The organism is Streptomyces sp. NPDC057694, from assembly GCF_042799415.1.
Taxonomy (GTDB): domain Bacteria; phylum Actinomycetota; class Actinomycetes; order Streptomycetales; family Streptomycetaceae; genus Streptomyces.
This window is the reverse complement of sequence record NZ_JBHVIX010000028.1, coordinates 66,015-92,235: the sequence shown is the minus strand read 5'-3', so window position 1 is coordinate 92,235 and position 26,221 is coordinate 66,015. Positions and strand designations below refer to the sequence as shown.

21 protein-coding genes are annotated in these 26,221 nt (G+C 72.2%); 11 read left to right on the top strand and 10 right to left on the bottom strand.

Translation table 11 applies throughout. The features are described 5' to 3' along the window. The first annotated feature begins 20 nt into the window (after positions 1-20). From ACFVDP_RS37670 to ACFVDP_RS37650, 5 genes are all read left to right on the top strand, one after another. On the top strand, positions 21-791 hold the full coding sequence (locus tag ACFVDP_RS37670) for a DUF3152 domain-containing protein (protein WP_383500132.1): 771 nt from the start codon (positions 21-23) through the stop codon (positions 789-791). 80 nt (positions 792-871) lie between these two features. After that, the gene (locus tag ACFVDP_RS37665) at positions 872-1,423 is read left to right on the top strand and encodes a SigE family RNA polymerase sigma factor (RefSeq protein WP_383500129.1); all 552 of its coding nucleotides are present in this window, start codon (positions 872-874) and stop codon (positions 1,421-1,423) included. Further along, positions 1,420-2,775 (top strand): PQQ-binding-like beta-propeller repeat protein, encoded by a 1,356-nt coding sequence (locus ACFVDP_RS37660; RefSeq protein ID WP_383500126.1) that lies wholly within the window; start codon positions 1,420-1,422, stop codon positions 2,773-2,775. Before ACFVDP_RS37665 ends, ACFVDP_RS37660 begins: the two co-directional genes overlap by 4 nt. Positions 2,776-2,967: 192 nt before the next feature. Then, positions 2,968-3,762 carry a sugar phosphate isomerase/epimerase family protein gene (locus ACFVDP_RS37655; protein WP_383500123.1) on the top strand — a complete coding sequence of 265 codons (795 nt, stop codon included), beginning with the start codon at positions 2,968-2,970 and terminating at the stop codon, positions 3,760-3,762. Beyond that, positions 3,762-4,892 carry a Gfo/Idh/MocA family protein gene (locus ACFVDP_RS37650; RefSeq protein WP_383500121.1) on the top strand — a complete coding sequence of 377 codons (1,131 nt, stop codon included), beginning with the start codon at positions 3,762-3,764 and terminating at the stop codon, positions 4,890-4,892. The genes ACFVDP_RS37655 and ACFVDP_RS37650 overlap by 1 nt, the downstream gene beginning before the upstream one ends. A gap of 24 nt (positions 4,893-4,916) precedes the next feature. On the opposite strand, the gene ACFVDP_RS37645 is transcribed toward ACFVDP_RS37650, so the two are convergent. The 7 genes from ACFVDP_RS37645 to ACFVDP_RS37615 all read right to left on the bottom strand — a co-directional run bounded on the left by ACFVDP_RS37645 (position 4,917) and on the right by ACFVDP_RS37615 (position 14,084). Continuing rightward, positions 4,917-5,627 (bottom strand): ThuA domain-containing protein, encoded by a 711-nt coding sequence (locus tag ACFVDP_RS37645; protein ID WP_383500118.1) that lies wholly within the window; start codon positions 5,625-5,627, stop codon positions 4,917-4,919. 30 nt (positions 5,628-5,657) lie between these two features. Next, entirely contained in the window at positions 5,658-7,607 is a 1,950-nt protein-coding gene (locus ACFVDP_RS37640; RefSeq protein WP_383500115.1) for a DUF2264 domain-containing protein, read from the bottom strand. Further along, complete coding sequence (locus ACFVDP_RS37635; protein WP_383500112.1) at positions 7,604-8,557, bottom strand: family 43 glycosylhydrolase; 954 nt, start codon at positions 8,555-8,557, stop codon at positions 7,604-7,606. The genes ACFVDP_RS37640 and ACFVDP_RS37635 overlap by 4 nt, the downstream gene beginning before the upstream one ends. Next, positions 8,554-10,452 carry a heparinase II/III family protein gene (locus tag ACFVDP_RS37630; RefSeq protein ID WP_383500109.1) on the bottom strand — a complete coding sequence of 633 codons (1,899 nt, stop codon included), beginning with the start codon at positions 10,450-10,452 and terminating at the stop codon, positions 8,554-8,556. The genes ACFVDP_RS37635 and ACFVDP_RS37630 overlap by 4 nt, the downstream gene beginning before the upstream one ends. After that, positions 10,449-12,110, bottom strand: a complete 1,662-nt coding sequence (locus tag ACFVDP_RS37625; RefSeq protein ID WP_383500106.1) for an extracellular solute-binding protein — start codon at positions 12,108-12,110, stop codon at positions 10,449-10,451. The genes ACFVDP_RS37630 and ACFVDP_RS37625 overlap by 4 nt, the downstream gene beginning before the upstream one ends. 88 nt (positions 12,111-12,198) lie before the next feature. Continuing rightward, positions 12,199-13,086 carry a carbohydrate ABC transporter permease gene (locus ACFVDP_RS37620; protein WP_383500103.1) on the bottom strand — a complete coding sequence of 296 codons (888 nt, stop codon included), beginning with the start codon at positions 13,084-13,086 and terminating at the stop codon, positions 12,199-12,201. Continuing rightward, positions 13,083-14,084: an ABC transporter permease gene (locus ACFVDP_RS37615; protein WP_383500101.1), complete on the bottom strand. Its 1,002-nt coding sequence runs from the start codon at positions 14,082-14,084 to the stop codon at positions 13,083-13,085. Before ACFVDP_RS37615 ends, ACFVDP_RS37620 begins: the two co-directional genes overlap by 4 nt. A gap of 222 nt (positions 14,085-14,306) precedes the next feature. Here ACFVDP_RS37615 and ACFVDP_RS37610 point away from each other — a divergent pair, with 222 nt between their 5' ends. Then, positions 14,307-15,392 (top strand): substrate-binding domain-containing protein, encoded by a 1,086-nt coding sequence (locus ACFVDP_RS37610; protein WP_383500098.1) that lies wholly within the window; start codon positions 14,307-14,309, stop codon positions 15,390-15,392. A 191-nt stretch (positions 15,393-15,583) separates the two neighbouring features. After that, entirely contained in the window at positions 15,584-16,636 is a 1,053-nt protein-coding gene (locus ACFVDP_RS37605; protein ID WP_383500095.1) for a hydroxyacid dehydrogenase, read from the top strand. Here the strand turns inward: ACFVDP_RS37605 and ACFVDP_RS37600 are convergent, their stop codons facing one another. Further along, positions 16,637-17,185, bottom strand: a complete 549-nt coding sequence (locus ACFVDP_RS37600; protein WP_383500092.1) for a TetR/AcrR family transcriptional regulator — start codon at positions 17,183-17,185, stop codon at positions 16,637-16,639. It abuts the gene before it with no gap. Between the two features lie 112 nt (positions 17,186-17,297). On the opposite strand from ACFVDP_RS37600, the gene ACFVDP_RS37595 reads away from it, so the two are divergent. Then, positions 17,298-18,347 (top strand): aldo/keto reductase, encoded by a 1,050-nt coding sequence (locus tag ACFVDP_RS37595; RefSeq protein WP_383500089.1) that lies wholly within the window; start codon positions 17,298-17,300, stop codon positions 18,345-18,347. Between the two features lie 16 nt (positions 18,348-18,363). Here the strand turns inward: ACFVDP_RS37595 and ACFVDP_RS37590 are convergent, their stop codons facing one another. Further along, positions 18,364-19,914, bottom strand: coding sequence for a DUF4832 domain-containing protein (locus tag ACFVDP_RS37590; protein WP_383500086.1), 1,551 nt, complete (start codon positions 19,912-19,914; stop codon positions 18,364-18,366). A 149-nt stretch (positions 19,915-20,063) separates the two neighbouring features. Continuing rightward, positions 20,064-22,250 carry an MMPL family transporter gene (locus tag ACFVDP_RS37585; RefSeq protein WP_383500083.1) on the bottom strand — a complete coding sequence of 729 codons (2,187 nt, stop codon included), beginning with the start codon at positions 22,248-22,250 and terminating at the stop codon, positions 20,064-20,066. Between the two features lie 244 nt (positions 22,251-22,494). On the opposite strand from ACFVDP_RS37585, the gene ACFVDP_RS37580 reads away from it, so the two are divergent. From ACFVDP_RS37580 to ACFVDP_RS37570, 3 genes are all read left to right on the top strand, one after another. Further along, the gene (locus ACFVDP_RS37580; RefSeq protein WP_383500080.1) at positions 22,495-23,661 is read left to right on the top strand and encodes a sensor histidine kinase; all 1,167 of its coding nucleotides are present in this window, start codon (positions 22,495-22,497) and stop codon (positions 23,659-23,661) included. Continuing rightward, positions 23,636-24,307 (top strand): response regulator, encoded by a 672-nt coding sequence (locus ACFVDP_RS37575; protein WP_383500077.1) that lies wholly within the window; start codon positions 23,636-23,638, stop codon positions 24,305-24,307. The genes ACFVDP_RS37580 and ACFVDP_RS37575 overlap by 26 nt, the downstream gene beginning before the upstream one ends. A gap of 237 nt (positions 24,308-24,544) precedes the next feature. Next, positions 24,545-26,038 (top strand): FUSC family protein, encoded by a 1,494-nt coding sequence (locus ACFVDP_RS37570; RefSeq protein ID WP_383500188.1) that lies wholly within the window; start codon positions 24,545-24,547, stop codon positions 26,036-26,038. Positions 26,039-26,221 lie beyond the last annotated feature (183 nt).

The following is a 26,221-nucleotide window of genomic DNA, read 5'->3' as shown; positions in this document are numbered from 1 at the left end:
AACCATGGGGGGTCCGGACGGTGCGAGGGCACAGGGCCGTGTCGGCGCGGTGGATACGAAGACGGGCGGCGTTCCTGAGCGTGCTGCTCGGGATGGCGGTGGCCCTGTCCGTCGGGGGCGCCGCCGGCTACACGTATTGGCGGCACAGCGAGGCCCGTACCGCCGCCCGTTGCGCCCAGACAGGGCGGGGAGAGCTGCGGGCGGCGGGGCCGGCCGGCACGGTCCGGGCGGCCGGCCCCGGCACCTTCGGCACGGCGCACGCCGACGGCCCGCCGGTGGGCACCGGGGCCCGGCTGCGGCGCTATCAGGTCCAGGTCGAGGACGGCTCCGGGATCTCGGCCGACGCGGCCGCGCGGGAGATCTCCGGCGTCCTGGGCGACCCCCGGGGATGGGGCAGCGACGGCGTCGACGCGTTCCAGCTGGTGAGCGCGGGCCCCCGGGACTTCGTCATAAAGATCGCCACACCGCGGACCGTCGACTGCCTGTGCGGCTCGGCGGGACTGCACACCCACGGCGAGGTCAACTGCAGCGTCGGCCGGACCGTCGTGGTCAACCTGCGCCGCTGGCTGCTCGGTTCGCCCGAGTTCGACGGCCCCATCGAGCAGTACCGGGCGCTCATCGTCAACCACGAGGTCGGCCACCGCATCGGCCACGGCCACGAGACCTGCCCCCGGCCCGGTGCGCCCGCCCCCGCGATGATGCAGCAGATCAAGGGCCTGAAGGGGTGCGTCGCGAACGCCTGGCCCTACGACGCCGACGGCCACTACCTGGGCGGACCGCACGTGCCGTAGCGGAAAAGACGTGAGCCGCCGCAGACATAGATGGCCACGGGTCCGCGCGTCCATAGGGGAGTCAAGAAACGGGAGGGCCCATGGACCCGCAAGACCACGAGAGATTCCGGGAGTTCGTCGACTCCCGCTGGGGCGCACTGCTCCGGGTGGCGAACCTGCTCACCGGCGGCGACCGGCACGAGGCCGAGGACCTCGTCCAGACCGCCCTGATGAAGGCGCTGGACCGCTGGCGGCACGTCGAGGACCCCGAGCGCTATGTGCGCAAGGTGATGTACCGCCACCAGGTCAGCCGGTGGCGGCTGCGCAGGCCGCACCGCGAGCCGACGTTCGCCACGCCGCCGGAGAGCCTCGGCGTCACCGACGGCACCTCCGCCGCCGATCTGCGGATCGCCGTGGGCCAGGCCCTCGCCCGGCTCACGCCGCGCCAGCGCACCGTGCTCGTCCTGCGCTACTTCGAGGACCTCTCCGAGACGGAGGTCGCGAGCACCCTGGGCTGCTCGGTCGGCACCGTCCGCAGCACCACCCACCGGTCCCTGGCCCGGCTGCGCAGCCTCGCGCCGGAGCTGGCCGCCCCCGCACAGCAGACGATCGCCGTGGTGAGCGGCAGCACCCCGAAGGGAGCCCACACATGAGCGCCGACCAGCTGGACCGCGCGATCCGGGACGCTCTGCACGGCATGACCCCCGACAACCCGGCCGCTCCCGCGGGCATCGCCGACCGCATCGTGCGCCGCAGACGGCGCAGGAACATCACGCGGGTGACCGGCGCCGCACTCGGCATCGCCGGCATCACGGTCTCCGCCGTGCTCATCACCGGGGGCGACACCCACCAGGGGACACAGCAGCCCGCGTCCGGCACGAGCACCACGAGCAAGCTGCTGTGGCGGACCACGCTGCCCGGCGGTACGGAGTGGGGCGGCTGCGGCACCGGCTCGGGCACCGTCTACTGCCAGGGCAAGCGGTACGACGCCATCGCGGTGAACGCCACGACAGGAAAGATCACCTGGAAGGAGCGGGCGGAATCCAACGACGGGTCCGCGGGTTATGCCCTGCCCGGCGTCCGCGACGGCGTCCTCTTCAGCTACGCCGACCACGCCCCCGGCACGCAGAACCCGGGGACCGATGTCGTCGCCCGTGACGTCACGAGCCACAAGGTGCTGTGGCGGCACAAGCTGGCCGACGACAGCCGTGACGAGGACTCCGCCCTGCTGTTCGACGGCGGCGTCCTCGCGAACACCCCCACCTTCAAAAAGGTCGCCGCCCTGGACGACAGAACGGGCCGGACGCTGTGGACGTACGCGTGGAAGCAGGCCGACTGCGACAAGACCGTCATCGACGGGTCCCCCTACCTGACGTGCTCGCCGGACAGTGAGAAGGCGCCGCAGACCAGCACCGTCGTCCGGCTCGACCCGGCGACGGGCGAGGCGCGGACGGTCGCGACCGTGAAGGGAATGACCGGCTACCTAGGCACGGACGGCCGGACCGTCCTGCTCGCCGGGGTGCCCAAGGGAGGCCACCTCTTCAGCGATCCCGGGGAGGTCACCCTGACGCGCGTGGACACGAGCTCCGGCTCGGTCACGCAGCACCGCGTCGACCGCGCACCGGGGGGCGTGATCTCCGACGGCATCGTCCTGGGAAGCTCCTACGACCAGGCGATCGCCTGGTCGGCCGACGACGGCCGCCGCCTGTGGTCCCACGACCTCGGCCTGACGCTCCGCAAGGACCCCCGCTCGGGCGAGCTGCGCGAACTGGCCTCCGACGCCGTGGTGGATCTCAAGGCCAGGGTGGCGTACTACCTCGACCCGTCCGGGAATCTCATCGGCTTCGACCTCGACAGCGGCGCGGTGCGCTGGCGCGGCCGCGTCCAGCTGCCCGAGGCGCCGGTGCGGGGCGGGGTCGTACCCAAGCTCGTCAAGTACGGCGACAGCCTCATCGGACAGGTCGACGGACAGCTGTTCAGGATCGAGCCCCGCCCGACCTCCTGATCGACCTGAGATCGACCCGAGGGGGATGGATGGCCTTGGCACCGGACAGGCTTTAGCTTAATCTGAACGAAAGTCCCCGCCGCAAAAGGGGCCTTGGTGCCGGGATTTCGAACACGATGAGCGTTTTCCCGCCGCCGGGGCCCTGAGCGCCCGGTCACCTCCCCCCTTGTCTCACGATCGGAAAGACCAGCCATGTCCACACCCCAGTTGTCGCTCCAGCTGTACTCGGTGCGCGACGCCCTCAGGGCCGACGAGGACGGCACGCTCGCCCGTCTCGCGGCGACCGGACTGCGCAACGTCGAGGTGTTCGACTTCGTGAACCGGCCCGAGGAGCTTGCCGAGGCACTCGGCAGGCACGGACTGACCGCCCGCACCGGGCACGCCGGCATCGCCGCTCCCGATCAGGGCCGGGACGCGCTGGAGCGGACCTTCGCCGCGGCGAAGACCCTCGGCCTGGAGACCGTCTACGAGCCGATGGTGCACGCCGACCGGTGGGCGGACGCCGAGCACATCACGCATACCGCGAAGCTGCTCAACGACGCCGCGACGATCGCGGCCGACCACGGGCTGCGCGTCGGATACCACAACCATTCGCAGGAGTTCACCCCCACCGTCGACGGGCTCAGCGCCTACGAGTGGTTCGTGGCCCGCCTCGACGACACGGTGGACCTGGAACTGGACGTGTACTGGGCCTCGGCCGGCGGCAACGACGCGGTCGCCCTCCTCGGCCGGCTCGGGGACCGGGTCACGGCGCTGCACATCAAGGACGGCGCCGTCATCGACGACCCGTTCACCACGGGCGCCCCCTTCGACATCGCGCAGACCCGCCAGGTGTCCGCGGGGCAGGGCGAGATCCCGGTCGACGCCGCCCTGGCCGCCGCCCCGAACGCCGCCTACGCGATCGTCGAGTTCGACACGTACGCCGGTGACATCTTCGAGGGCATCGCCGGATCGGTCGCCCACCTCCGCGAGAAGGGGATCGTCTGATGGCGCCGCCCACGACCCGGTCGGGCCCGGTCGGCGTCGGCGTCATCGGCGCCGGCAACATCAGCGAGCAGTACCTCACCACCCTCACCAAGATCCCCGACGTCGACGTCGTCATCATCGGCGACCTGATGGCCGACCGCGCCGAGGAGCAGGCCCGCAAGCACGGCATCGCCGCCTGGGGCACGACGGACGACGTCCTCGCGCACGACGACGTCGAGATCGTCGTCAACCTGACCATCCCCGCCGTGCACGCCGAGGTCAGCTCGGCGATCGTCGCCGCGGGCAAGCACGTGTGGTCGGAGAAGCCGATCGCCGTGGACCTGGCCTCCGCGCGCGCCCTCCTCGACCAGGCCGCCGCCGCCGGGCTGCGCGTCGGCGTCGCCCCCGACACCGCGCTCGGCCCGGGCGTCCAGACGGCACGGCGGGCCATCGAACGCGGCGACATCGGCGCGGCGCTGTCCGCGCACACCATGTTCCAGACCGCCGGTCCCGACGCCTGGCACCCGAGCCCGGAGTTCCTCTTCGCCGCCGGAGCCGGGCCGCTGTTCGACATGGGCCCCTACTACTTCACGACGCTGATCACCCTGTTCGGGTCCGTGACGCAGGTGTCCGCCGTGGCCTCCACCGGCCGCAAGGTCCGCACGATCCGCACCGGACCGCGCACAGGCACCGAGTTCCCGGTCGAGGTCCCCACCCATGTGGCCGCCCTCATCACCTTCGAGGGCGGAGCGGTCGCGCAGAGCGTCTTCAGCTTCGACTCGGCCCTTGTCCGCGACGGCGTCGTGGAGATCAACGGCACCGAGGGCACCCTCGTCGTGCCCGACCCCAACGGGTTCACCGGGGACGTGCGCATCACCCGCGGCACCGGCGACGACGGCGCGCCGCACTGGGAGCCGGTCGAGTCCATCGGCCTCGGCGAGGGCCGCGGCCTCGGCGTCCTCGACATGGCCCGGTCCATCCGGTCCGGTACGCCGCACATCGCGACCGGCGACCTCGGCCACCACGTGCTGGAGGTGCTGGTCGCCATCGACCGGGCCGCCGCCACCGGCCGGACCCAGCACATCGAGAGCCGGGCCGGTGAGGTCCGGGCGGTACCGCTGGACCGGGACCCGTTCGCGGCCACGCTCTGACACCGTACGGCGCACGACGCCCGGTCAGCCGAGCAGCGTGCCCAGGGCGCGCCGGAGCAGGGCGCGGTGCGTCGCGGACGCGTACGAACGGCCGTCGTGGCCCAGGGCGTCGAACACCGTGATGCCACCGCCCGGGCGGGTGTGCACCCACATCAACGGGTGCCGCCCGCCCTCGTGTTCGTGGGCGAGCAGCACCCGGACGTCCGGGCTGCGGCGCAGGTGGGTGTCGCGCTCGTCGTCCACCTCGAAGTCGTCGACGCCCGCGCTGATCGGGTGGCCGGCGTCGGTGACCAGGACGCGGGCGCGGCCGTACGGCGGGTGCATCGAGGTGCCGCGCACCCAGGTGCCGCCCAGGCCCGACTCCCAGACCTCGTCGTCCGGGAAGCAGGTCGCCGAGGAGTGCACGGCGAGGACCGGCGTGGCGCTCTCCAGCAGCCGGGCGAGTCCGGCCGCGGCCCGGGCGTTCGCGGGTACGGGGTCGCCGTCCCGCGGCAGGCCGATGTTGACGACGACGAGGTCCGGCAGCGCTCCGGCGGCGAAGGAGGCCAGCGCGGCGTCGATGTCCGCGACGGGCTCCAGGACGACGCCCACCTCCCGGGCCACGTCCGCCAGACCCCTGTTGGTGTCGGCGAAGGGATGCCAGGGGTCGGTGTAACGCCCGACGCCGCCGAGCAGCACTCCGTGGCGCGGCCCGGCGGGGATCGGGGAGTTCAGGGACATCGGGGATGGGGTCATGCTGCGTTCCGTTTCTCCGGGGCGGGGCCGTCACACGGTAGTGGTGCCCGGGATCCGTCCGTCCCAGGGACAGCACGTCGCGAGATCGACGCGCTGCTCGCTCCCGTCGGGCCAGGAGACGGTGACGACGGTCCCGGCGACGGCCACGACGGGAGGCTCGGGCAGCGGAGTCGACCGGGCCAGCGTGTGCAGGCTCACCAGGACGGTGTCCCCCGGATCGGCCGTCGCGGTGAGCGCGGGGACGGCCGAGTGCGGGCCCATCGCGTTCGCGTCCTGGTACGTGAACACCCCTGCGGCGTCGTACCCGTGCAGGGCGACGACGCGCGCGGTGAGACCCTGACGGTTCGTCACCGAGGCGGCTCCGGAACGCTTTTCGGCCGTCAGGGGGAGATCGTCGGCGACCGCCCAGCCGCCTTCCCGCACGGTGTGTCCGCCGGGCGAGCGGACGAGGTGGGCGCGGACCTCGTGCGCGTCGTGCGGCAGCGTCACGGACGTGATCGCGCAGCCCGGCAAGGCCCGGCCGTCGCGCTGGGGCAGCTGGACCGAGGCGGCGACGGTGCCGTCGACGCGCACGGCCCGGAGCGGACCGCGCCGGCTCGCCCGGCCGTCGGCGTCCAGGAGCGCCGGATGCGAGTCGACACCGTCCTCCCACGCGGCGGCCGTGCCCGGGGCGGTGTGGGTGGAGTAGGCGAGCTTGGCGTAGTGCGGGTCGTCGGGGTCGGGCCGCGTGGGCTCGACGGGGATCTCGCAGTGGTCGCTGCCGTGGTTGGCGAGGCGGACGATGCCGTCGCGCTGGGTGGTGACCAGCCAGCCGAGTGCCGGCCACGCGTGAGTCCCGAACTCGGCGTCCGTGGGCTGGGGTTGCTCGGTGTCCGTCCACACGGGCGCGTCCGGTCCGAGGGCCAGGCCCAGGAAGCCGATCCCGGCGAGGTAAGCGGAGCCGAACCCGCTGTAGGTCTGCGCCACGGGCTCGTAGGGCCGGTACCAGCCGAGGTCGAGCGGCCGGTCGATGCCGACGCCGTGGGACACGAACCGGGCGAGGACACCGGAGGCCAGCCGTCGCGTCGCGCCGGGGGAGAGCGGGTTCACCCCGGAGATCTCCGCGCACCACACGGCGGCGAGCGCGGCGGTGCGGTAGCTGAGCGAGCGCCCCACGTGCAGCATCGATCCGTCGGGGGCGACGGTGCGCGCGTACGACGTGACGAACTGCCCGAGGCGGTCGAGATGCCGGGCGCCCTCGGCGGTGGCCGTGCGGTCCGTCATCCGGTACCAGGCCCACAGGTACGGGTGGATGGCCCAGGCGTTGTAGTAGTCGATGGCGTGCTCGGGGCCGTCGGTGTACCAGCCCTGTTCCAGGTACCAGGACTCGACGCGGGCCACGTTGCGGGTCCCGGTGCAGCCGCTGGTGTCCTCACCGACCGAGGTCAGGAACGCCTCGGCCATGGCGGGGAACAGCTGCCAGTTGTTGTGCCACACCTCAAGCCGTGCGTGATGACGCAGCCAGCCGGCGATCCGGCGCCGTTCGGGCGCGGTGAGCCGGTCCCACAGTCGCTCGCGGCTGATGTGCAGGCCGAACGCGATGTTTGCGGCCTCGACGATGGAGTTGGTGACCCCGGTGACGGGCGCGCGGCAGGTGACGCCGCGCGGCCAGCTCTCGGGCCCGTCGGGGTCGGTGCCCGCCAGCAGGGCGCGCGCGTAGCGCTCGGCGAGCGGCTCGGCGGTCTCGGGTGCGGCGCCCGCGATCAAAGGTGCGGCCAGCAGGAAGGACCGCCCCACGGTCTCCATGCTCTCGCGGCGCGGACCGTCGGCGGTGACCCGCCCGGGCAGCCGGGGCAGGCCGCCGCCCGGGCTGTCGTGGCGGCGGACGTGGTCGAGCCAGCGCAGCCCGGTGGTCTGCCAGTGGGCGCGGGTCCAGCCGGTGATCGGTGAACGCTCCGGGTCGTCGGGCGGCAGCTCGAACCGGGGCAGTGCGTCGCTCATGTGCTCTCTTCCTGGTGCGCGCGGTGCGGGGCGTGGTGCGAGGTGATGGATCCGGTGCGCGGGTCGACGCTCCAGCGGTCGTGCCACTCCAGGCGGGCCCGGCCGCCGCCGATGTGCAGCGGCAGCCAGACGGGCGGCGAGTCGGCCAGCCGGTCGGGCAGCCAGCGGTCGCCGAGATAGACGTGACTGGTGCGCTCGGTGCCGTGGACGGTCACGATCGCGCTGATCTGCGAGTCGTACGTCGCCGATCCCTCCGGGGCGAACAGCCGCCACGGCGACCAGGGGCCCGCCAGAGAGGGCGCGGTCGCGTACCGGTTGTCGTTGGTCGCCCAGCCGGTGAGGTCGGAGCCGAAGAGGTAGTACAGGCCGTCCGCGTGGACCAGGGCGGGCGATTCGTAGCCGTGCCGGCCGTGGTCGGCCAGCGTGGTGGAGACGAGGGAGTCGACGCCGAGCCAGTCGTCGGTGAGCCGGTAGAGGTGCAGTCCGTGGTCGCGGTCCTCCGACAGCAGATATCCGGCGTCGCCCTCGGCGTGGACGCCGATGTCACGGCTGAGCCGGCCCAGCGGCCGGACGCTGCCGTGGTACGTGTACGGGCCCGCCGGATGATCACTGCTGGCGAAGCCGACGCGGGCGTCCGCGTAGTCCGCCGAGTCGATGTGCAGATACATGACGTACCGGCCGCTCGCCGGATGCCGCAGCACCTTGGGGCGCTCGACGACCCGGCCCGGGGCGAGGTCACCCGTCCCCGCGGACAGCGCGTCACCCTCGTAACGCCAGCCGGCGAGGTCGGGCGAGGAGTAGCAGGCGATCGCGGAGAAGGTGCCGCCCGAGCGCTTGTCCTCGCCCCACGCCCAGAACCTGCCGTCGATGAACAGGACGCCCGCGCCGTGCAGTTGGACGGGGCGGCCGTCCTGGTCGCGGAAGAGCCGCCCGGGCTCGATCACCGTCATGCGTCACCGTCCGCGCGCCGGATGCGCAGCGTGTGCCGACCGTGGGCGGCGGGCTCGCGCTGGACGAGGAGGGTGCGGTGGACGGTGTCGCCCCACGCGCCGCGCAACCGGTCGTCGTCGAGCGCGATCGTCTCCGTACGGATCTCGAACGCGTCCGTGTCGCAGTGCAGCAGCGCGCCACCGACACGCAGCCCGTCCGGATCCGCGACCGGCCGGTGGGCGGTCATCAGGACGAGGGTCATCGTGCGGGGCGCGTCGAAGGCCCAGTCGTCGTGGACGAGGACCGTGCGCTGGGCGCGGTCCAGTTCGACGGCCCGCTCGCAGCGGGCCAGGCCCGCCGTGGAGGGGTAGGCGGCGGCCAGGTCCATGCGCAGCCGGGCGGTGCTGCCGGTGTCCTCGAAGGCGACGTCCGTGGCGCGGAACTCCTTGCCGTGCGGCTGCTCCACACCGTCGGGCAGCGGCACGTTGTGCCAGGCGCTGCGCATCGTCCAGATCGTGTAGCGCGTGTGGGGCTGGAAGGTGTCGCGCCGGTACACGCCGACGCCGGCGTCGATGAGGACGGGATCGCCGTCCAGCGAGACGATGACGCCACCGGCGTCGTTGTGGTTGTGGCTGACGTCGTTGTGGCCGCCCTTCGCGGCGACGAACAGACCGCGCGTGACGCCCGCTTGCTCACGCGCGACGGCGATCTCGGTGCCGGGCAGAAAGCGGGACGCGGGCATGCCGGGTGTCGCGTCGCCCCGCACCGTCCAGTCGGGATCACGCAGTTCGGCGAGCGTGCGCCGGAACAGGGGGCCCAACTGGCCGTCGAACCGCAGCGGATGGAGCGATCCCATCCAGCGGGCGTGAGCGGCGGCGGTGGTGTCGCCCACCCGCTCGGCGAAGCGCGCCAGCAGATGCCAGTTGGCGTTCTCCGGCAGCACGGGCGTGCCGTCGGAGTAGTTGACCTGACTGTCCGGGCCGATCTGCATGTCGACGGGGAAGCGGACCATGGCGGCGACCGGCGGCACGGCGAACGCGTCGAACGCGCCGTCCGTGATCTCGCCGAGCAGGTCCAGGGCCTCGAAGAGCGTGGCACCGGCCCACCACCAGTAGGTGGCACCCTCGTCGCAGCTGCCGTCGGCGTCGTAGCCCGCGCGGAACCGGTCCAGGATCGCCAGGGCGCGGTCCACGGTCGCCTCGAGCCGCGCCCGGTCCGGTTCGACGACCGCGGCGCAGACCAGCACGTTGGAGACGATCCAGGGCGCCCAGTTGTTCGGCGGCCCGTCGAGGCCGTGCCAGAAGTACGTCTCCCGCTCCCACGGGTCGAGGACGCGCCGCCGGATCTCGTGGTGGACGCGCCGCCTGAGCCCGGGGAACAGCTCCTCCAGACGGTCACCGGCGAAGGCGTCGACGGCGGCGAGCAGGGCGCCCGTGGCGGCGTCGGCGAGATCGAGGATGTCGCGGCCCGGCTCGGGCAGGAAAGGACGCTCCCCCGACTCGGGCAGGGCGTAGTGGGAGGGCAGACACCAGGCGGACAGCTCGCACAGCCGCCACACGGCATCGCCCAACGCGACAGCGTCCTCCGCCCTGTTGTCGGCGGCGAGCAGCAGCGCGGTGGTGGCGGTGTGCCCGAGGAGGGCGTGCTCGCTGTCCTGGTGGGGCATCCGGTCGCCGTCCCGGCTGTACGCGGCCCAGTCCCTGAGCCGGGGCGGGTGGTGGGCGGCACGCTCCCGCCAGTCGGCCGCGGCCGAGGCGAGCGCCGCCCGGTCGCGCCCGGCGAGGTGCGCCCAGCCGTCCCGGTCGGCGACGGGCGGCGCGGGCCTCCAGGACCGGACGCGCAGCGCGGCCCGCGCCTTCGGGGTGAACGCCTCGGCGAACGACAGCGCCGGGGTCTCGACGCGCGGACCGCTCATGACTTCCCGTTCTGCTTGTCGAGCTGACGGGTGTACTCGTCGCGCATCGCGTTGCCCGTGGACGACTTCCACGAGGAGATCGCGGACTTGACGGCGCCCAGGTCGGACCGGCCGAGAATGTAACTGGTGATGGTGTCGGTGAGGCCGGTCGTCGCGGAGTTGGACCGGGACGCCGTCTCCGAGTACAGGCCCTGGACGGGGTTCTCCACGAGCATGTCCTGAGTGGCGACCTGCCAGGCGTGGGAGCGGCGCAGCTGCTCGTCGATGCGGATCGTGCTGGTGAGCACCTGGGGGCCCTCCGCGATGCGGAACAGGGTGCTGGGCTCGACCATGGTGCGGCCCGCCTTGGTGAGTTCGACGTTGCCGCCGGCACGGTTGTAGTGGACGCCCTCCTTGCCGTTGCGGAGCTTGAAGTACTCCTGGGAGCCGTAGGGGGCGGCCAGATAGTCGAGGACGGCGAGCTGCTCCTCGATCTTCTTCTTGTCCGCCTTCTTCATGGCGGTGAACCCGAAGCTGGACGGCCCCTGATAGTTGCCGCCCTTCCCGCCGTCGGCGCCGAAGGGCACCACCGCTCCCGTCACGGCACCCTTGGGCAGGGTGATGTCGAGGAGGGAGGAGATGCCGTCCATGTGCATGAGGACGCTGCCGTTGGCCACGTACGTCTTGGCCCGCGAGTTCTCCAGGCTGGGGGTGTCGGGGTGGTAGTAACCGGCGCCGCGGAGCTTCTTGATGTAGCTGATGGCGCGCAGCCATTCGTCGGTCTCGTACTTGTTGACGAGCTTGCCGCCCTGGAGCCGCCAGTTGTTGGGGACGCCGAACATGGCGGCGAAGAAGTCGAAGCCCCACTCGACGCTGCCGCCTCCGCCCTGCCCGCAGATCGCGTAGCGATTGGCTCTCTCGCTGGTGACCTGCTTGCAGAGTTCGGTGAAGTCGGCCTCGTTCTTCGGCGCCGGCTCCTGCCCGGTCAGCTTCTCGATGAGGTCGGGGCGGCAGACGAGGATGCTGCCGAACGGCGGGCGCGGCTCGGGCACTCCGTAGATACGGCCGTTGACGCGGGCGCTCGCCCAGGACGCCTCGGAGAGGTTCGCGAGGTTCGGGTACTTCTTGATCTTGTCGCCGGACAGATGCTCGGAGAGGTCCTGGAACTTCGCCTGGAGCAGCTGCGGCCCGCCCTGCGGCGGGGCGAACGTGAGGAACTGCACCAGGTCGGGCAGGTCACCGCCCGCCGTCATGGTCGCGAACTTCGAGGCGTACGAGTCGCCGGGCACGAGCTGCATGTCGAACTCGGTGCCGATCTGCCCGGAGATGTACTTGAGGTAGGAGTTGTCCGCGGGCGGCGGGGAGTAGTAGGTGACGACGAACGCGGAGAGTCTGCCGCCCGTGCCGGGCTTCGAGGCCACCGACCGGAACAACTCGCTCTCGGCGGGAGCCCGGTAGTACACCGGCTGTACGGAGGCGTTGCCCTTCAGGTCTGGCTTCGGCCCCTTGGTGATGGGGAGGTACGAGGGCAGCGCCGCGATGTCGCCGGACGCGGTGGCGCCGGCGCCCGAGCCGGAGCACGCGGCGAGCAGCGGCCCGGTGCCGAGCGCGGCGATCCCGAGAGCGGTGCCCTTGAAGAGGTTGCGCCGGCTCAGGGCCGGGGAGGTCGGACGGTTCATCGTGCAGCTCCCTTGGTGAGGGCGGATGGAGGCATGCCGGGGCAGTGCGAGGTGGGGGAGGGGCGAGAGGTCGGACGGGGAGTGGGGCTCAGCCCTTGACGGCTCCCGTCAGAACGCCCTTGGTGAGATGGCGCTGGACGAACGGATAGGCGAGCAGGATCGGGACGACGGCGATCATCACGACGGCCATCTGGATCGACTGGGCGGGCGGCGCGGCACTGTCCCCGCCGGTGTCGACGAGCGTCGAGCCCTGCAACACGTAGGTGCGCAGCACGAGTTGGAGCGGCCACTTGGTGCTGTCGCTGAGGTAGATCAGGGCGTTGAAGAAGGCGTTCCAGTAGCTGACCGCGTAGAAGAGTCCGACGACGGCGATCACCGCGCGGGACAGCGGAATGCTGATCGTCCACAGGACGCGCCACTCGCCGGCGCCGTCGATCTTCGCGCTGTCGATGAGTTCCTGGGGGATCCCCATCATGAACCCACGGACGACGATCATGTTGAAGACGCTGAACGCGGTGGGCAGGATCAGCGCCCAGTAGTTGTCGAGCAGCCCGAGTTCCTTCACGACCAGGTACAGCGGGATCAGGCCGGGGGCGAACAGGAACGTGACGAGCACGAAGGTCAGCAGCGAGCGCTGGAAGAGGGCGCCGCGCCGGCTCAGCGCATGGGCGGCGAGCACCGTCGCGGACAGGCTGATGGCGGTGCCGACGACCGTGACCAGCGTCGAGACGACGATCGCGCGGGTGACGACGCCGCCCTCGAAGATCTGCGTGTAGGCGTCGAGGCTGAACGAGGTCGGCCAGACGAGATAGCCACCGGCCTCGGTGATGGAGTCGCCGTCGGAGACGCTCGTGGAGAAGACGATCAGGAACGGGAAGAGGACCAGGGAGAGGGCGAGCACGATCGCGAGCGCCTTGAGGGCGATGGCGACGGGCTTCGGTTTGCCCTGCCAGGCGGGGCGGAGAACGGTGCTCATGAGCGGGAATAGACTCCTTGCTCGCCGAGGCGGTGGGCGGTCTTGTTCGCCGCGAGGATGAGGAGGAATCCGACGGCGCCCTTGATCAGGCCGACGGCGATGCCGATGCTCCAGTTGCCGTCGATGACACCGTGGAAGTAGACGTAGGTGTCGAGGACTTCGGCCGCGTGCGCGCCGACCGCGCTGCGTTGCAGCAGGATCTGCTCGAACCCGACGTTGAGGGCCTCGCCGAGGCGCAGGATCAGCAGCATGATGATGATGGGCCTGATGCCCGGCAGGGTGACGTGCCAGAAGCGCTGCCAGGGGCCCGCCCCGTCGATGGCCGACGCCTCGTAGAGCGAGTCGTCGATCGCGGCGAGCGCGGCGAGGAAGATGATCGCTCCCCACCCCGCGTCCTTCCACACGACCTGCGCGGTCAGCAGCAGTTTGAACGTGCCCGGGTCCGCCATCACATTGACGGTGCCGACGTCGAGCTGGCGCAGCGTCTGGTTGAGGATGCCGCCGGAGCCGAGGGACTGCTGGAAGAAGCCGACGACGATGACCCAGGACAGGAAGTGCGGCAGGTAGAGCACCGACTGGACGGCGGTGCGCAGCCAGGGCCAGGTCAGGGAGTGGATCAGCAGGGCCAGCGCGATGGGGACCGGGAAGTACAGCACCAGCTGCATGAAGGTGATCTCGAGCGTGTTGAGCGTCGCCTGCCAGAACGCCGGATCGGCGAACAGCACCCGGAAGTTGTCCAGGCCCACCCAGCGGCTCTGCCCGATCGGGATGTAGGGCTGGTAGTCCAGGAACGCGACGACATTGCCCACCAGCGGCAGGTACACGAACAACAGCAGCAGGACGACCGCGGGCGCCACCATGAGCAGCAGCGGCCGGTCCCGGCGCAGCCGCAACCAGAACGAGGCCTTGAGCACGGGCGGTCGGCGGCTGCCCGGCGGTCCGCCGCCGCGGGCCACTGCCTCGGTGACGGACATCGGTTTCTCAAGCGTCGTGCCCATGCGGCTCCTTCGCATCCGACAGACATGACTCCGCACACGGACTTCGGCGGGCGGAGAAGGAGGGGATCGGACCGGACCGCCTGGACCTGCCCCGAACGTGTCCGGAAAACCGCGGCCGACCTGGGCTCGTCCCCGAGCACCGGTGGTCATCCTGAGTTGGGCCTACGATGACGGTCAAGTGTGAGCAACCATCCGAACATTAATCAAACATCGGGGGTAGTGATGCACCCGCATCCACGGCACGAACGCATCCTGGCGGAGCTGCGCATCCACGGCTCGCTGTCGGTCACGGACTTCGCGCGGCGCGAGGAGATCTCCGCGATGACGGTCCGCCGCGACCTCGCGGAGCTGTCCGAACTCGGCCTGCTGCGGCGGGTGCACGGCGGCGCGGTCACCGTCGAGACCGATCCCACCGGCGGCATCGCCGGGCGTCACGTGCCGCGTCCGGCGGCGCAGGACGGCAAGGCCCTGTTCACCTTCGGGCTCGTCGTGCCGGACCCCGGCTACTACTACCCGAACATCGTGGCCGGAGCCGTCGAGCGCACCACCGCGCTCGGCGGGCGGGTGGTGCTGCGGGTGTCCCGCTACGACGCCGATCACGAACGACGGCACATCGAACGGCTCATCGCCGGCGGCGTCGACGGGCTGCTCGTCACCACGACCGTCGCGGACGCGTACCCGACCTTCGAGCTCCTGGAGAGCGCCCCCATGCCGGTGGTGATGGTGGAGCGCGCCGTGGCCGAGGCGCCCGTGGGATACGCCCTGGAGTCGGTGCGCAGCGACCACGCCGCCGGGGCCGCGATCGCGGTGCGCCACCTGGCCGGTCTCGGACACCGGCGCATCGGCGTCGCGACCTTCGACACCCCCACCTCGGGACACATCCTCGGCGGACACGCGCGCACCGTGCGGCAGTTGGGCCTCGCCGGCGACGCGGCGGTCGAGCACATCGACGAGACCGGGGACGTGGCCGGACAGACCGCCGCCTACCTGGAACTGTGCAAGAAGACCGGCACCACCGCGGTGCTCGTGCACTCCGACCACTACGCGATCGACTTCGTCGCCACCGCGGTCGAACTCGGCGTCTCCATCCCGGGGGACCTCTCCGTCGTCGCCTACGACGACGAGGTGGCGCAGCTCGCCGCCGTGCCGCTGACCGCGGTGGCGCCGCCCAAGCACGACGTCGGCCGGTTCGCCGCCACCGCCTGCTTCGAACGCATCTCGGCTGCGGGCCAGACGCCGTTCGCCCAGCGGCACATCACCCTCACCCCGACGCTCACCGTCCGCGAGTCGTCGGCGCCGCCGGGCTGACCGGTCCGCCGCCGCGGCCGGCACATGTTCGTTTGATGATCGACCGCTCTTCGAATCTTGACATCGAACATGGCCCGGGGCTGGCATGGACGGACCGCACACCACCGGCACCCGGCCCCGCCGGGTGCCGCGTGCACGTCGACGCGCGCCGCGGCCGCCGGCGCCGTCAACTCCCCGAAAGGCAGGACCCCATGACGCCGCCCCCGAGGCCCGCGCCGCCCGCCGCCGGCCCCCGGCCGACCGTCCCCGTGGCGTTCGCCATGCCCGACTCCACGTTCCACCGGGTCTTCCGGCCCGACGACCTCGCCGCGCTGCACGGCTCCGGCACGGTCAAACTCCTCGCCGACCGTCCCCTCGACCCCGCCGACCCGGTGGACCAGGGTCTGCTCGCCCAGGCGGAAGTGCTGATCACCGGCTGGGGCACGGCGCCGCTCGACGCGGCCCGGCTCGACCTGCTGCCGAGCCTGCGCGGCCTCGTGCACTCCGCGGGCACCGTCCGCCCCGTCGTCGACGACGAGGTGTGGGCCCGGGGCATCGCCGTCACCTCGAGCGCCGCGGCGAACGCCGTCCCCGTGGCCGAGTACACCGTGGCGATGATCGTGCTCGCCGCCAAGCGTGCCTTCAGCGCCGCCGACGAACTGCGCCGCGGCGCCGCTTCGGTGGACCTGGAGGCGGACTGGCCCGACGTGGGCGCGCACGGCATCACCGTCGGTCTCGTCGGCGCCTCCCGGGTCGGCCGCGCCGTCATCGAGCGGCTGCGCGCCTACGACGTCCAACTCGTCGTCGCCGACCCGCACTTGAACGATCTGGAGGCGGCCCGGCTCGGCGTGCGCCACGTGGACCTGACCGAACTGGTCGAGTCGAGCAGCGTCGTCTCCCTGCACGCCCCGCTGCTGACCGGCACCCTGGGCATGTTCGACCGCGGCCTCATCGAACGCCTGCGGCCCGGGGCCACGTTCATCAACACCGCGCGCGGCGCCCTGGTCGATCAGGAGGCCCTGGCCGACCGGCTCGACCAGGGCGACATCGCGGCCGTCCTGGACGTCACCGAACCCGAACACCTGCCCGCCGACGCCCGGTTGCGCCGGACGCCGAACACGTTCATCACCCCGCACATCGCGGGTTCCGTCGGCAACGAACTGGGCCGCCTGGCCCACAACGCCGTCCGCGAGACGGTCGCGTTCACGACGACCGGTACGTTCCTGGAGCCCATCAGCCACCAGGAGTTCGAGATCCAGGCCTGATCAGGGGCGGAACCCGTCGATGGCCAGGTCCATCAGGCGCTGGGCCTGGGCGGTCCCCTCCGGGGTGTCGGGGGTCCGCCACAAGCAGCTCAGCAGCATGATGACGTCGACCGGGTCGAGCCCGGGACGCACCTCGCCGGCCTCCACGCAGGCGTCCAGCAGCCGCCCGACGGCGGCGCTGACCGGCGGCCAGGAGGCGCTGATGACCTCCTGCGCGGCCGCCGAGTTCAGCGCCTCGCCCAGACCGTGCTTGATCCGCACATAACCCGTGAGCGTGGTGAACCAGCTGCGCAGCGCCTCCAGCGGCGGCTGCGCGGCCAGCGTCTCGTCCACCGCCGCGACGAGCCGGTCGATGCCCTGCCGGTGCACCTCCAGGATCAGCGCCTCCCGCGTGGGGAAGTGCCGGTAGAGGGTCCCGGGGCCGACGCCCGCGCGCTTGGCGATCGAGTTCAGCGAGGCGTCCGGCGTCTCGGCGAGCACGTCGTGGGCGACCTGGAGGATCACTTCCCGGTTCTTGAGCGCGTCAGAGCGCCGCGCGGTCTCGGGCATGGATCCTCCTGGTGAACCGGCCCCCGATTGCCAAACGGAGAACTCTCCGTTACGTTCGAAGAGTCAATCGGAGACATCTCCGTTTACTGTTCGTCCCACACTAGGAGCCCCCGTGCGGTACATCAAGCTGGGCCGTACCGGCCTGGACGTCTCCCCGGTCGCCATCGGCGCCATGACCTACGGGCAGCCTGACCGCGGCCACCCCGTCTGGTCCCTCGACGAGGAGAGCAGCCGGCCCCTCGTCAAGCACGCCCTGGAATCGGGCATCAACTTCTTCGACACCGCCAACATGTACTCGTACGGCTCCAGCGAAGAGATCCTGGGCCGTGCCCTGAAGGACTACGCGAACCGCGACGACGTCGTCATCACCACCAAGGTCCGCCACACCATGCGCCCGGGCAGCCCCAACGGCGGCGGGCTCTCCCGCAAGGCGATCATGGCCGAGATCGACGCCAGTCTGCGCCGCCTGGGCACCGACCACGTCGACGTCTACATGATCCACCGCTTCGACGGCGCGACGCCGCTGGAGGAGACCCTGGAGGCCCTGCACGACGTGGTGAAGGCGGGCAAGGCCCGCTACCTCGGCGCGTCCTCCATGCACGCCTGGCAGTTCGCCAAGGCCCTCCACCTCCAGGAGCGGCACGGCTGGGCGCGCTTCGTCACCATGCAGGACCACTACAACCTGCTCGCCCGCGAGGAGGAGCGCGAGATGCTCCCGCTCTGTGCCGACGAGGGCGTCGCCACGATGGTGTGGAGCCCGCTGGCCCGCGGCCGTCTCGCCCGTCCCTTCGACCAGGCCAACGCGGGGGAGCGCGCCGCCACCGACGGCGCCTTCGCCGACCTGCTCTACCGGGCCACCGCCGACAGCGACCGCCTCATCATCGACGAGGTCGGGGCGATCGCCGACACGCACGGAGTGAGCCGCGCCCAGATCGCCCTGGCCTGGCTGCGCCGCAACCCGGTCGTCGCGGCGCCCCTGGTCGGCGCCCGCACGATCCAGCAGATCGACGACGCGGTGGCCTCCCTCGACCTGACCCTCACCGATGACGAGGCCCGTCGCCTGGAGGCCCCGTACACACCCCGGCACGACTTCCAGGGTGTGTCCGACGAGCGCGAGATGGACCGCATCAAGGCGAGCATCGCGGGCTACGCCAACGTCTGACCGGCCCGGCCCTCCGTCACCCGACGGTGACCCCACCGACGGCCAGCCAGCCGCCCACCGTCTCCTCCCGCGCGGCGAGCCGGATGCCCGGGGTGTTGCCCCGCGAGGTGTCGACGAGGGCGATGCCCCACCGGTAGGCGCCCTTGGCCACGGAGGCGAGGGAGGCCTGGAAGGTGTGCTCGGCCGGGGCGTCCTTCAGCCAGCCGCCCGGGTCGGCGGCCGTGTCGACGAAGACGTGCGCGGCCCGGCCGTCCGCGGTCAGCAGGGCGACGGCGGGCCGGTACTTGTGCTTCCACTGCGGGACGTCGTTGGGCAGGTTCGCCCAGCCCAGGTTGGCCCACGTGTGGTCGATCCGGGCGGAGCCGCCCGCCGTGGCCGTGGCCGGCGCCGCCACGGCCGTCGGCAGCAGCCGGTACCCGGCCTCGGCGACGGTCCGCTTCACCAGGCCGAACGACTCGGTGAACCACGACACCGTCTCGCCGACCCGGAAGTCCAATGCGCTGACGTGCCCCTCGGCCGAGTCGTCGAACTCGCCCTGGCGCACGTCGCCCACGCTCTGGTATCCGCGCGGATCGTCCTGGTAGCTGTGCTGCGTGGTGACCCAGCCGCCCTCCATTAGGATCGGCCGCCGGTAGCGCCACTTCGCGGCGTACGCGCGCTCCCAGTCCCCGTAGTACGTCGTCATGCCGAACGCGTCGTGGCGCAGCGAGAACCCCTTGTCCACGGCGATGTCGAGCAGCCGCTCGCTGTCCGGGTCCGGAGCGCCCCAGTCCGACGGGGTGCCGATCAGCCGGTGGTAGTTGATGGCGAGCGGAACCCGCCGGAACGCGTCCGCGTACAGGTCCACCACCCAGCGCAGCACCGGCTCCCGGCTCGCGGCGTCGAGATACTTCAGGGAGTGCCCCTCGCCCCACTTGCCGAGCCCGTAGCCGTCGACGAAATCGACCCGCTCCGGATCGTCGAATTCGGCGCCGAAGGCCCGTACGAACGCGCCGAACTTCTCCTGGAAGACCGGGTCGTCCGGATACGGCGACCACAGCGTCTTGCTGCCGGACTGCGACTCGTACCCGGCGGCGCCTGCCTCCCGTACGAAGTCGGGCGTGAAGTTGTACGCCTTGTCGCGGCTGTCGACGACCACCCGGAACGCCAGCTTCAGACCCCGCTCGCGGGCCGTGGCGAGCGCCGCCTTGAGTCTGTCGTTCGTGTTCCAGCCGTAGACCCCCTCCTCGGGCTCCAGGAGTGACCAGGCGATCCGCAGGTAGAAGGTCGACGCGTAGTCCGAGGCGCGGACGTCGCCCACACCGGGCACGCCGATGGCGTCCCGCACCGACCAGAAGTCGTCCGGGAACGTCGTGTCGCCGTAGAGCACGAAGCCGTTCAGCGGATTGCGCAGCACCGTCGAGGTGTCGGCGGTGAACGACTTCGCGACGACCGCCGCCCCATGGTGGCCACGCCCCGCAGCGGCCCGCGCGGTCGCGCTCGTCACGGGCACGGTGAGGGCGGAGGCCCCCACCGCCAGCCCCAGCCCCAGTGCGCTCCGCCGACTGAACCGTCCCGAAGAGGACATACGTCTGCTCCCTTGATGAAGGCGAGTGAGTGCGTTGTCGCACCGAAGACTCGGTCCGGCACGATGTGCGGGACAAGGGCGGACAAGCGACCGCACATAAGTCGCACATGGAGCCGCACGTCCGACGCGGCGGAGAACATCGCGTCGCGTCAGCCGCGCCCGGGCCGCTCCAGGGACACCTCGGGCAGTCTGCGGGCCAGCCACGCGGGCAGCCACCAGGCCCGCGTGCCGAGCAGGTGCAGGATGGCGGGGACGATGAGGCAGCGGATGACCACGGCGTCGAGCAGGATGGCGACGGCCAGGCCGAGCCCGAACTGCTGGAGCATCCGGTCGTCGCCGAGGACGAAGGCCCCGAAGACGAACATCATGATGGCCGCCGCGGCGGTGATCACCTTGCCGGTCGAGGCGAGCCCCTCGCGCACGGCCAGGGAGTGGTCCCCGGTCCGGACCCACTCCTCGTGGACGCGGGAGACGAGGAAGACCTCGTAGTCCATGGAGAGCCCGAAGACGATCGCGAAGATCAGGGCGGGGACGAAGGCCTCCACGGGACCCGGCTGCGCGCCGAACCAGCCGTGCTGGAAGACCAGGGTGATGACGCCGAGCGCGGCGGTGATGGACAGCAGGTTCAGGATCGCCGCCTTGACGGGGATCCACAAGGACCGGAAGACGAGTAGGAGCAGCAGCGTGGAGAGGCCGACGACGACGGCGATGAACAGGGGCAGCCGGTCGGCGAGGGTTTCGGAGACGTCCTGGGAGGCGGCGGTGGCACCGCCGACGAGGATCTCGGCACCGGTGGCGTCTTCGAGGGGCGGGGCCACTGTGTCCCGCAGGCGGTGGACGAGGTCCACGGTCCCCTCGTCCTGGGGCGAGGTCGTCGGGTAGACGAAGACCGTGGACAGGGCGCCGTCCTCGGACGGCGCCGCGGGCCCGGCCTGGGCGACGCCAGGGGTGGCGGCGAGCTTCGCCCGCACGGTCCTGCCCGCTTCCGCGTCGCCCTTCACCAGGACGACGAGCGGCCCGTTGAAGCCGGGGCCGAACCCCTCGGCGAGCAGGTCGTACGCGTGCCGGGACGTGGTCTCCGCGGGGTCGTTCCCGGAGTCGGCGAAGCCCAGCCGCATGCCCAGGGCCGGTGCCGACAGGGCCAGGAGGGCGAGCACGCCGACGAGGAGGGTCGGCAGCGGGCGGCGCTGCACCGCGCGTGCCATGGCGCGCCAGCGATCGCCTTCCGTCCGGCTCTTGAGGGTGGCCTTGGCCCGCTGCTCGAGAACGTGCCGCTGGATGCGCCGGCCGAACAGGGCGAGCAGCGCGGGCAGCAGTACCAGCGAGGCCGCCATCGTGATGAGGACCGTGACGGCCACCGCGAGGGCGATGCCCTGGAGGGAGCCGAGCCCGAGGGCGACCAGCCCGAGCAGGGCGACGATCACGGTGCAGCCGGCGAAGAAGACCGTGCGTCCCGCGGAGTCCAGAGCCTTGCGGCCCGCCTCGTCCGGCTCGGCACCGGCCAGGAGCTCGTGCCGGTAGCGGTAGAAGATCAGCAGGGCGTAGTCGACGCCGACACCGAGGCCGACGAGCATCAGGATGGGCGGCGTGAAGTCGGCGACCGTGAACACGTGTGAGGCCAGGGCGATCAGGCCGATGGCACCGCCGACCGCGAACAGCGCGGTGATCAGCGGCAGCGAGGCCGCCAGCAGCGAGCCGAACAGCAGCACCAGGATGACCAGGGCGGCCACGATCCCGGCGAGTTCGGCCGTCGGCCCCGCCTTGTCCTCCGCGTTGCGCGCGGCCTCGCCGCCCACCTCGACCCGGAGGTGCCCGTCGGCGATGCCCTGCGCCGTGTCGATGATCCGGGCGACGTCCTCCTTGGGTACCTCCTCGGTCTTGCCGTCCAGCGTGACGGACGCGTAGGCGATCGTGCCGTCCCCGGACACCGCCGACGCGTCGGCGAAGGGGCTGCGCACCTCGGCGACCCCCGCGAGCCGCCGCACCTCGGCCAGCATCGGCTCGACGCGGTCCTTCGCGCCCCGGATGCCGGTGGCGTCCGCGAAGACGATCTCGACGCTGTCGCCCGCCCGGTCACTGCCGTGCCGCGTGAACAGGTCGGTGGCCGTCTGGGAATCGGTGCCCGGCAGCGAGAAGTCGTTCTTGTACGCGGAGCCCGCGACGGTGGAGCCCAGCGTGATGGCGGCCACGACGGCCACCCACAGCACGAGGGCGGCCCAGTGACGACGCTGCGCCCAGCGGGCCAGGGCGCCGAACCGTCCGACGGGCGCGGGCGGTTCGCCGCCCGGTGTCGGGGCCGGGGCGAGGGGCGCGGCCGAGCCGCGGGGGGAAGACATGATGCCTGCCTCGAAGTCGAGCGAGAGTGTTTCCTGGAGTCGCCTCGATCGTGCTCGGCAACCCCGGGCGCGGGCATCGGCCCCCGGCGGACAGCCCGTCTGCACCGACAGGGGGACACGGCCACAGCGGCGTACACCAGCGGATGTACGGGACCGGGCGGCGCGTACATCCCCGGCAGGCACTCGGCGCACAAAAGGGGACATCCGGCACGGTTCTCCAGCGCGCCCCAGGCAGAATGAGGCCATGCCCCCTCTCGACGCCGCCCGCTTCCGCCTGCCCTCGGGCCCGCGCGCCGACCTGGCGCTCGCCGGAATCGTGCTGGCGCTGACGGGGATCGCCGAAGGACAGCGGCTCGGCTCGGACAGCGACGCGACCGCGTCGGTGATCGTCTCCTGGCTGGTCGCGGCGGCCGTGTGCGGTGCGCTGCCGCTGCGCCGGCGCCACCCGGTGGCCGTGGGCTGGTGCACCGTCCTCGGCACGGGCGTGTACCACCTGCTGAGCACGGTCGACGGTCCGCTCGTCGTGATCCCGGTCGCCGCGCTGTACGCGCTGTCGGCCCGCGGAAGGATCCGGGCATCGGTCGCCATGGCCGCGGTGATGGTCCTCGGGGTGGGCGCGGGAGTCCTGGCCGGCACCGGCGACGTGAACGGCACAGCGGTCTTCATGCTGACCGGCTGGCTGGTCGCCGTGGTCGCGCTGGGCGCGATGCGCCACGGCCGGATCGCCTACGCGGAGGAGGAGGCGCGGCTGCGCGCCACGCGTGAGCGGCTGCGCATCGCCCGTGAACTGCACGACGTGATCGGCCACAACATGTCGATGATCCACGTCCAGGCGTCGTCCGCCCTGCACCGGATGCGCAAGGACCCCGCCCTGGCCGAGGAAGCACTGACGGCCATCAAGCAGGGCAGCAAGGAGGGCCTGCGGGAACTGCGCGCCACGCTCGGCGTCCTGCGCCAGGTCGACGAAGAGGCGCCCACCGCTCCCGCACCGGGGCTCTCCGGGATCGGTGACCTGGTCGCGTCGGCGGCCCGTACCGGTCTGGACGTCACCGTCGAGCGCGGCGGAGCCCCGCGCGCCCTGCCGGCCGCCGTGGACCTCGCCGCCTACCGCATCGTGCAGGAATCCCTGACCAACGCCGTCCGGCACAGCGGCGCCCGGCACGTCGTCGTCACCGTCCACCACGGCGCCCGGGACCTGACGCTCGGCGTCCGGGACGACGGCCGCGGCGCGGCGCACGCGGCGGGCAGCGGGATCACGGGCATGACGGAACGGGCGCGCGCCCTGGGCGGAACACTGAGCGCCGGGCCCGGCGACACGGGCGGATTCGCCGTCCTGGCCCGGCTACCGTTCGCAGACCACCACGAGCCGACCGGCGGAGCAACTGATGATCAGGATCCTGCTGGCGGATGACCAGCGCCTCGTGCGCGCGGGCATCCGCGGCATCCTCGACGACGAGGACGATCTGCGGGTGGTCGCCGAGGCCGCCGACGGACAGGCCGCCCTCGCCGCCTGCCGCGAACTGCTGCCCGACGTCGTCCTGATGGACATCCGCATGCCCGTCATGGACGGACTCGAAGCCGCCCGCCGCATCGCCGCCGACGATCACCTGGCCGCGGTCAAGGTGGTCATGCTGACGACCTTCGACCTCGACGACCACGTGTACGGGGCGCTGCGCGCCGGCGCCACGGGGTTCCTCGTCAAGGACACCGAACCGGCGGAACTCCTGCACGCGGTCCGGGTCGCCGCGCGGGGCGACGCGCTCATCAGCCCCTCCGTGACCCGCCGGCTCATCGCCGAATTCGCCTCCCGCCCGGACCACACCCGGGAGCCGGACCGGCGCCTCGACACCCTGACCGGCCGTGAACGCGAAGTCACCCGGCTGATCGCCGCCGGCTGCACGAACGCCGAGATCGCCGAGCGGCTGGTGGTCTCCCCGCTCACCGCGAAGACCCACGTCAGCCGCGTCATGGCCAAACTGGGCGCCCGGGACCGCTCCCAGGTCGTCGTCATGGCCTACGAGTACCGCCTGGTGAGCCCCGGCCGGCTCACCGACTGACCGATCGGCCGACGCGGCGCGGTGGACCGTTGGCCCGGTGGTGGCCGAGCGGAACCGGGCGATGGTGTGCCATTGGCCCAGGGCTTTCGCCCTCTGTTGAACCATGAGCCACTGAACTGCTGAGATGTACGTATCGATGGCGCTGCGGACCTGTGAGAGGTCTCCGCGGCGCCTTTCTCATGTGCGTACGGATCTCCTGTGCGCACGTGGACCAGCAACGAGGAGGGGCGGGGCACTGTGCTGAAGAGGGCGTTCGTGGCGCCGGATCCGGGCCGCATGCGGCTGCGGTTCGCGAGCCGGGCCGTACTGGGCATCGGGCTCGCCGTCGCGCTGTGCGGGGCCCTGGGGCATTCGCTGGTGGCGGCCGTCACCGGTGGTCTCGCCGCGCTGCTCGCCCTGTTCACGGTGACCGACCCGACCGTGCGCGGGCAGGCGGTCACGACGGCGCTGCTGCCGGCCGTCGGACTGCCGGTGCTCGCCCTCGCGGCCCTGCTGCACGACATACCCCTCGCCCGGGACCTGGCGTTCCTCGGCGTCGTCGGCGCGGGCGTGTACGCGCGGCGGTGGGGGCCCCGCGGCCACTCGCTCGGCGTGTTCGGCTTCATGACCTTCTTCGCGGCCCAGTTCCTGCACACCGTGCCCGGCCAGCTCCCCGAGCTGTACGCGGCCGTGCTCCTGTCGCTCGGCGCGGCGGCCGCCGTCCGGTTCGGGGTCTGGTGCTACGAGCGACGGCTCCCGGCCCCGGCGGCCGTCGCCGCGCCGACCGGCGGGACCGGGCTGCGCCGGATCACCACCCGGCAGGCCGTCCAGGCGACCGTGGGTGCGGGCTTCGCGCTCGCCGCCGGACAACTGCTGTCGGACCAGCGCTGGTACTGGGCCGTCGGCGCCACCTGGTGGGTGTTCGTCGCCACGACCTCACGCGGCGAGACGGTGGTGCGCGGCTTCCGCCGGTTCCTCGGGACGGTCCTCGGCATCGTCCTCGGCTTCGCCGTGCCGCTTCACCACGACCCGGTCGTCGCGGCCGCGGTGATCGCCGTCAGCGTCTTCGGGATCTTCTACACCGCCCACGTCTCCTACACGTGGATGATGCTCGCGGTGACCGTGATGGCGAGCATGCTCTACGGGCTGCTCGGCGTGCTCGACCCCGCCCTGCTCGCGCTGCGCGTGAGCGAGACGGCGGTCGGCGCCCTGGGCGCCGCTCTCGCCGTGCTGCTGGTGCTCCCCGTGACCACGCACTCCGTCACCGAGGCCTGGGTCGAGCGGGCGCTGCGCTGCGTCCACGCCTGCACCGCCGAAGCGGCCGACCGGCTCGCGGGACGCGACGCCGACCCGGCGCCGCGGGTCGCCGAACTGGAAGCCGTCCTCGGCCGCGTCCGCCTCTCCCTCGCCCCGCTCGTGCACCCGCTCAGCCCCCTGCGCCACCGCAAGGGCCGGGCCCGGCAGGTGCTCGCCCTGCTCGACGCGTGCGCCCACGAGGTACGCGGTCTCGCCTCCGTCGCCGCCGACCCGGAGGCCTCGCACGACGCCCGGCTCGCCGCCGCCTGCCGACGCGTGGAGAGCGCGGTCGAGGCACTCACCGTCCCCGCCCGCCACCCGCACTCCGTCGTGGCCGCGCCGCACCCCGCCGACGCCGAACTGCCCGTACTCGCCCACCTGCACGCCCTGGAGCGGACCCTCGTCGAACTCGCCGTCCCCCTGCGCGGAGCCGGACGCGCGACCCTGGGCGCGTAGCCCCGGCCGCGCGCCGTCGAACAGTTCCGCGCGCTCCCCGTGCGTCCGTGACGGCCCGCCCACCGGGGCCGAGGTGTGGTTGTCTCGCATCGGCGTGGACACCCCGGCCCCGAATGAGGCCCGTTCCCGGTCCCTCATCGGGTGGATCAGTCCGCCCGAGGGGTACATCCCGCGCCATTGGAC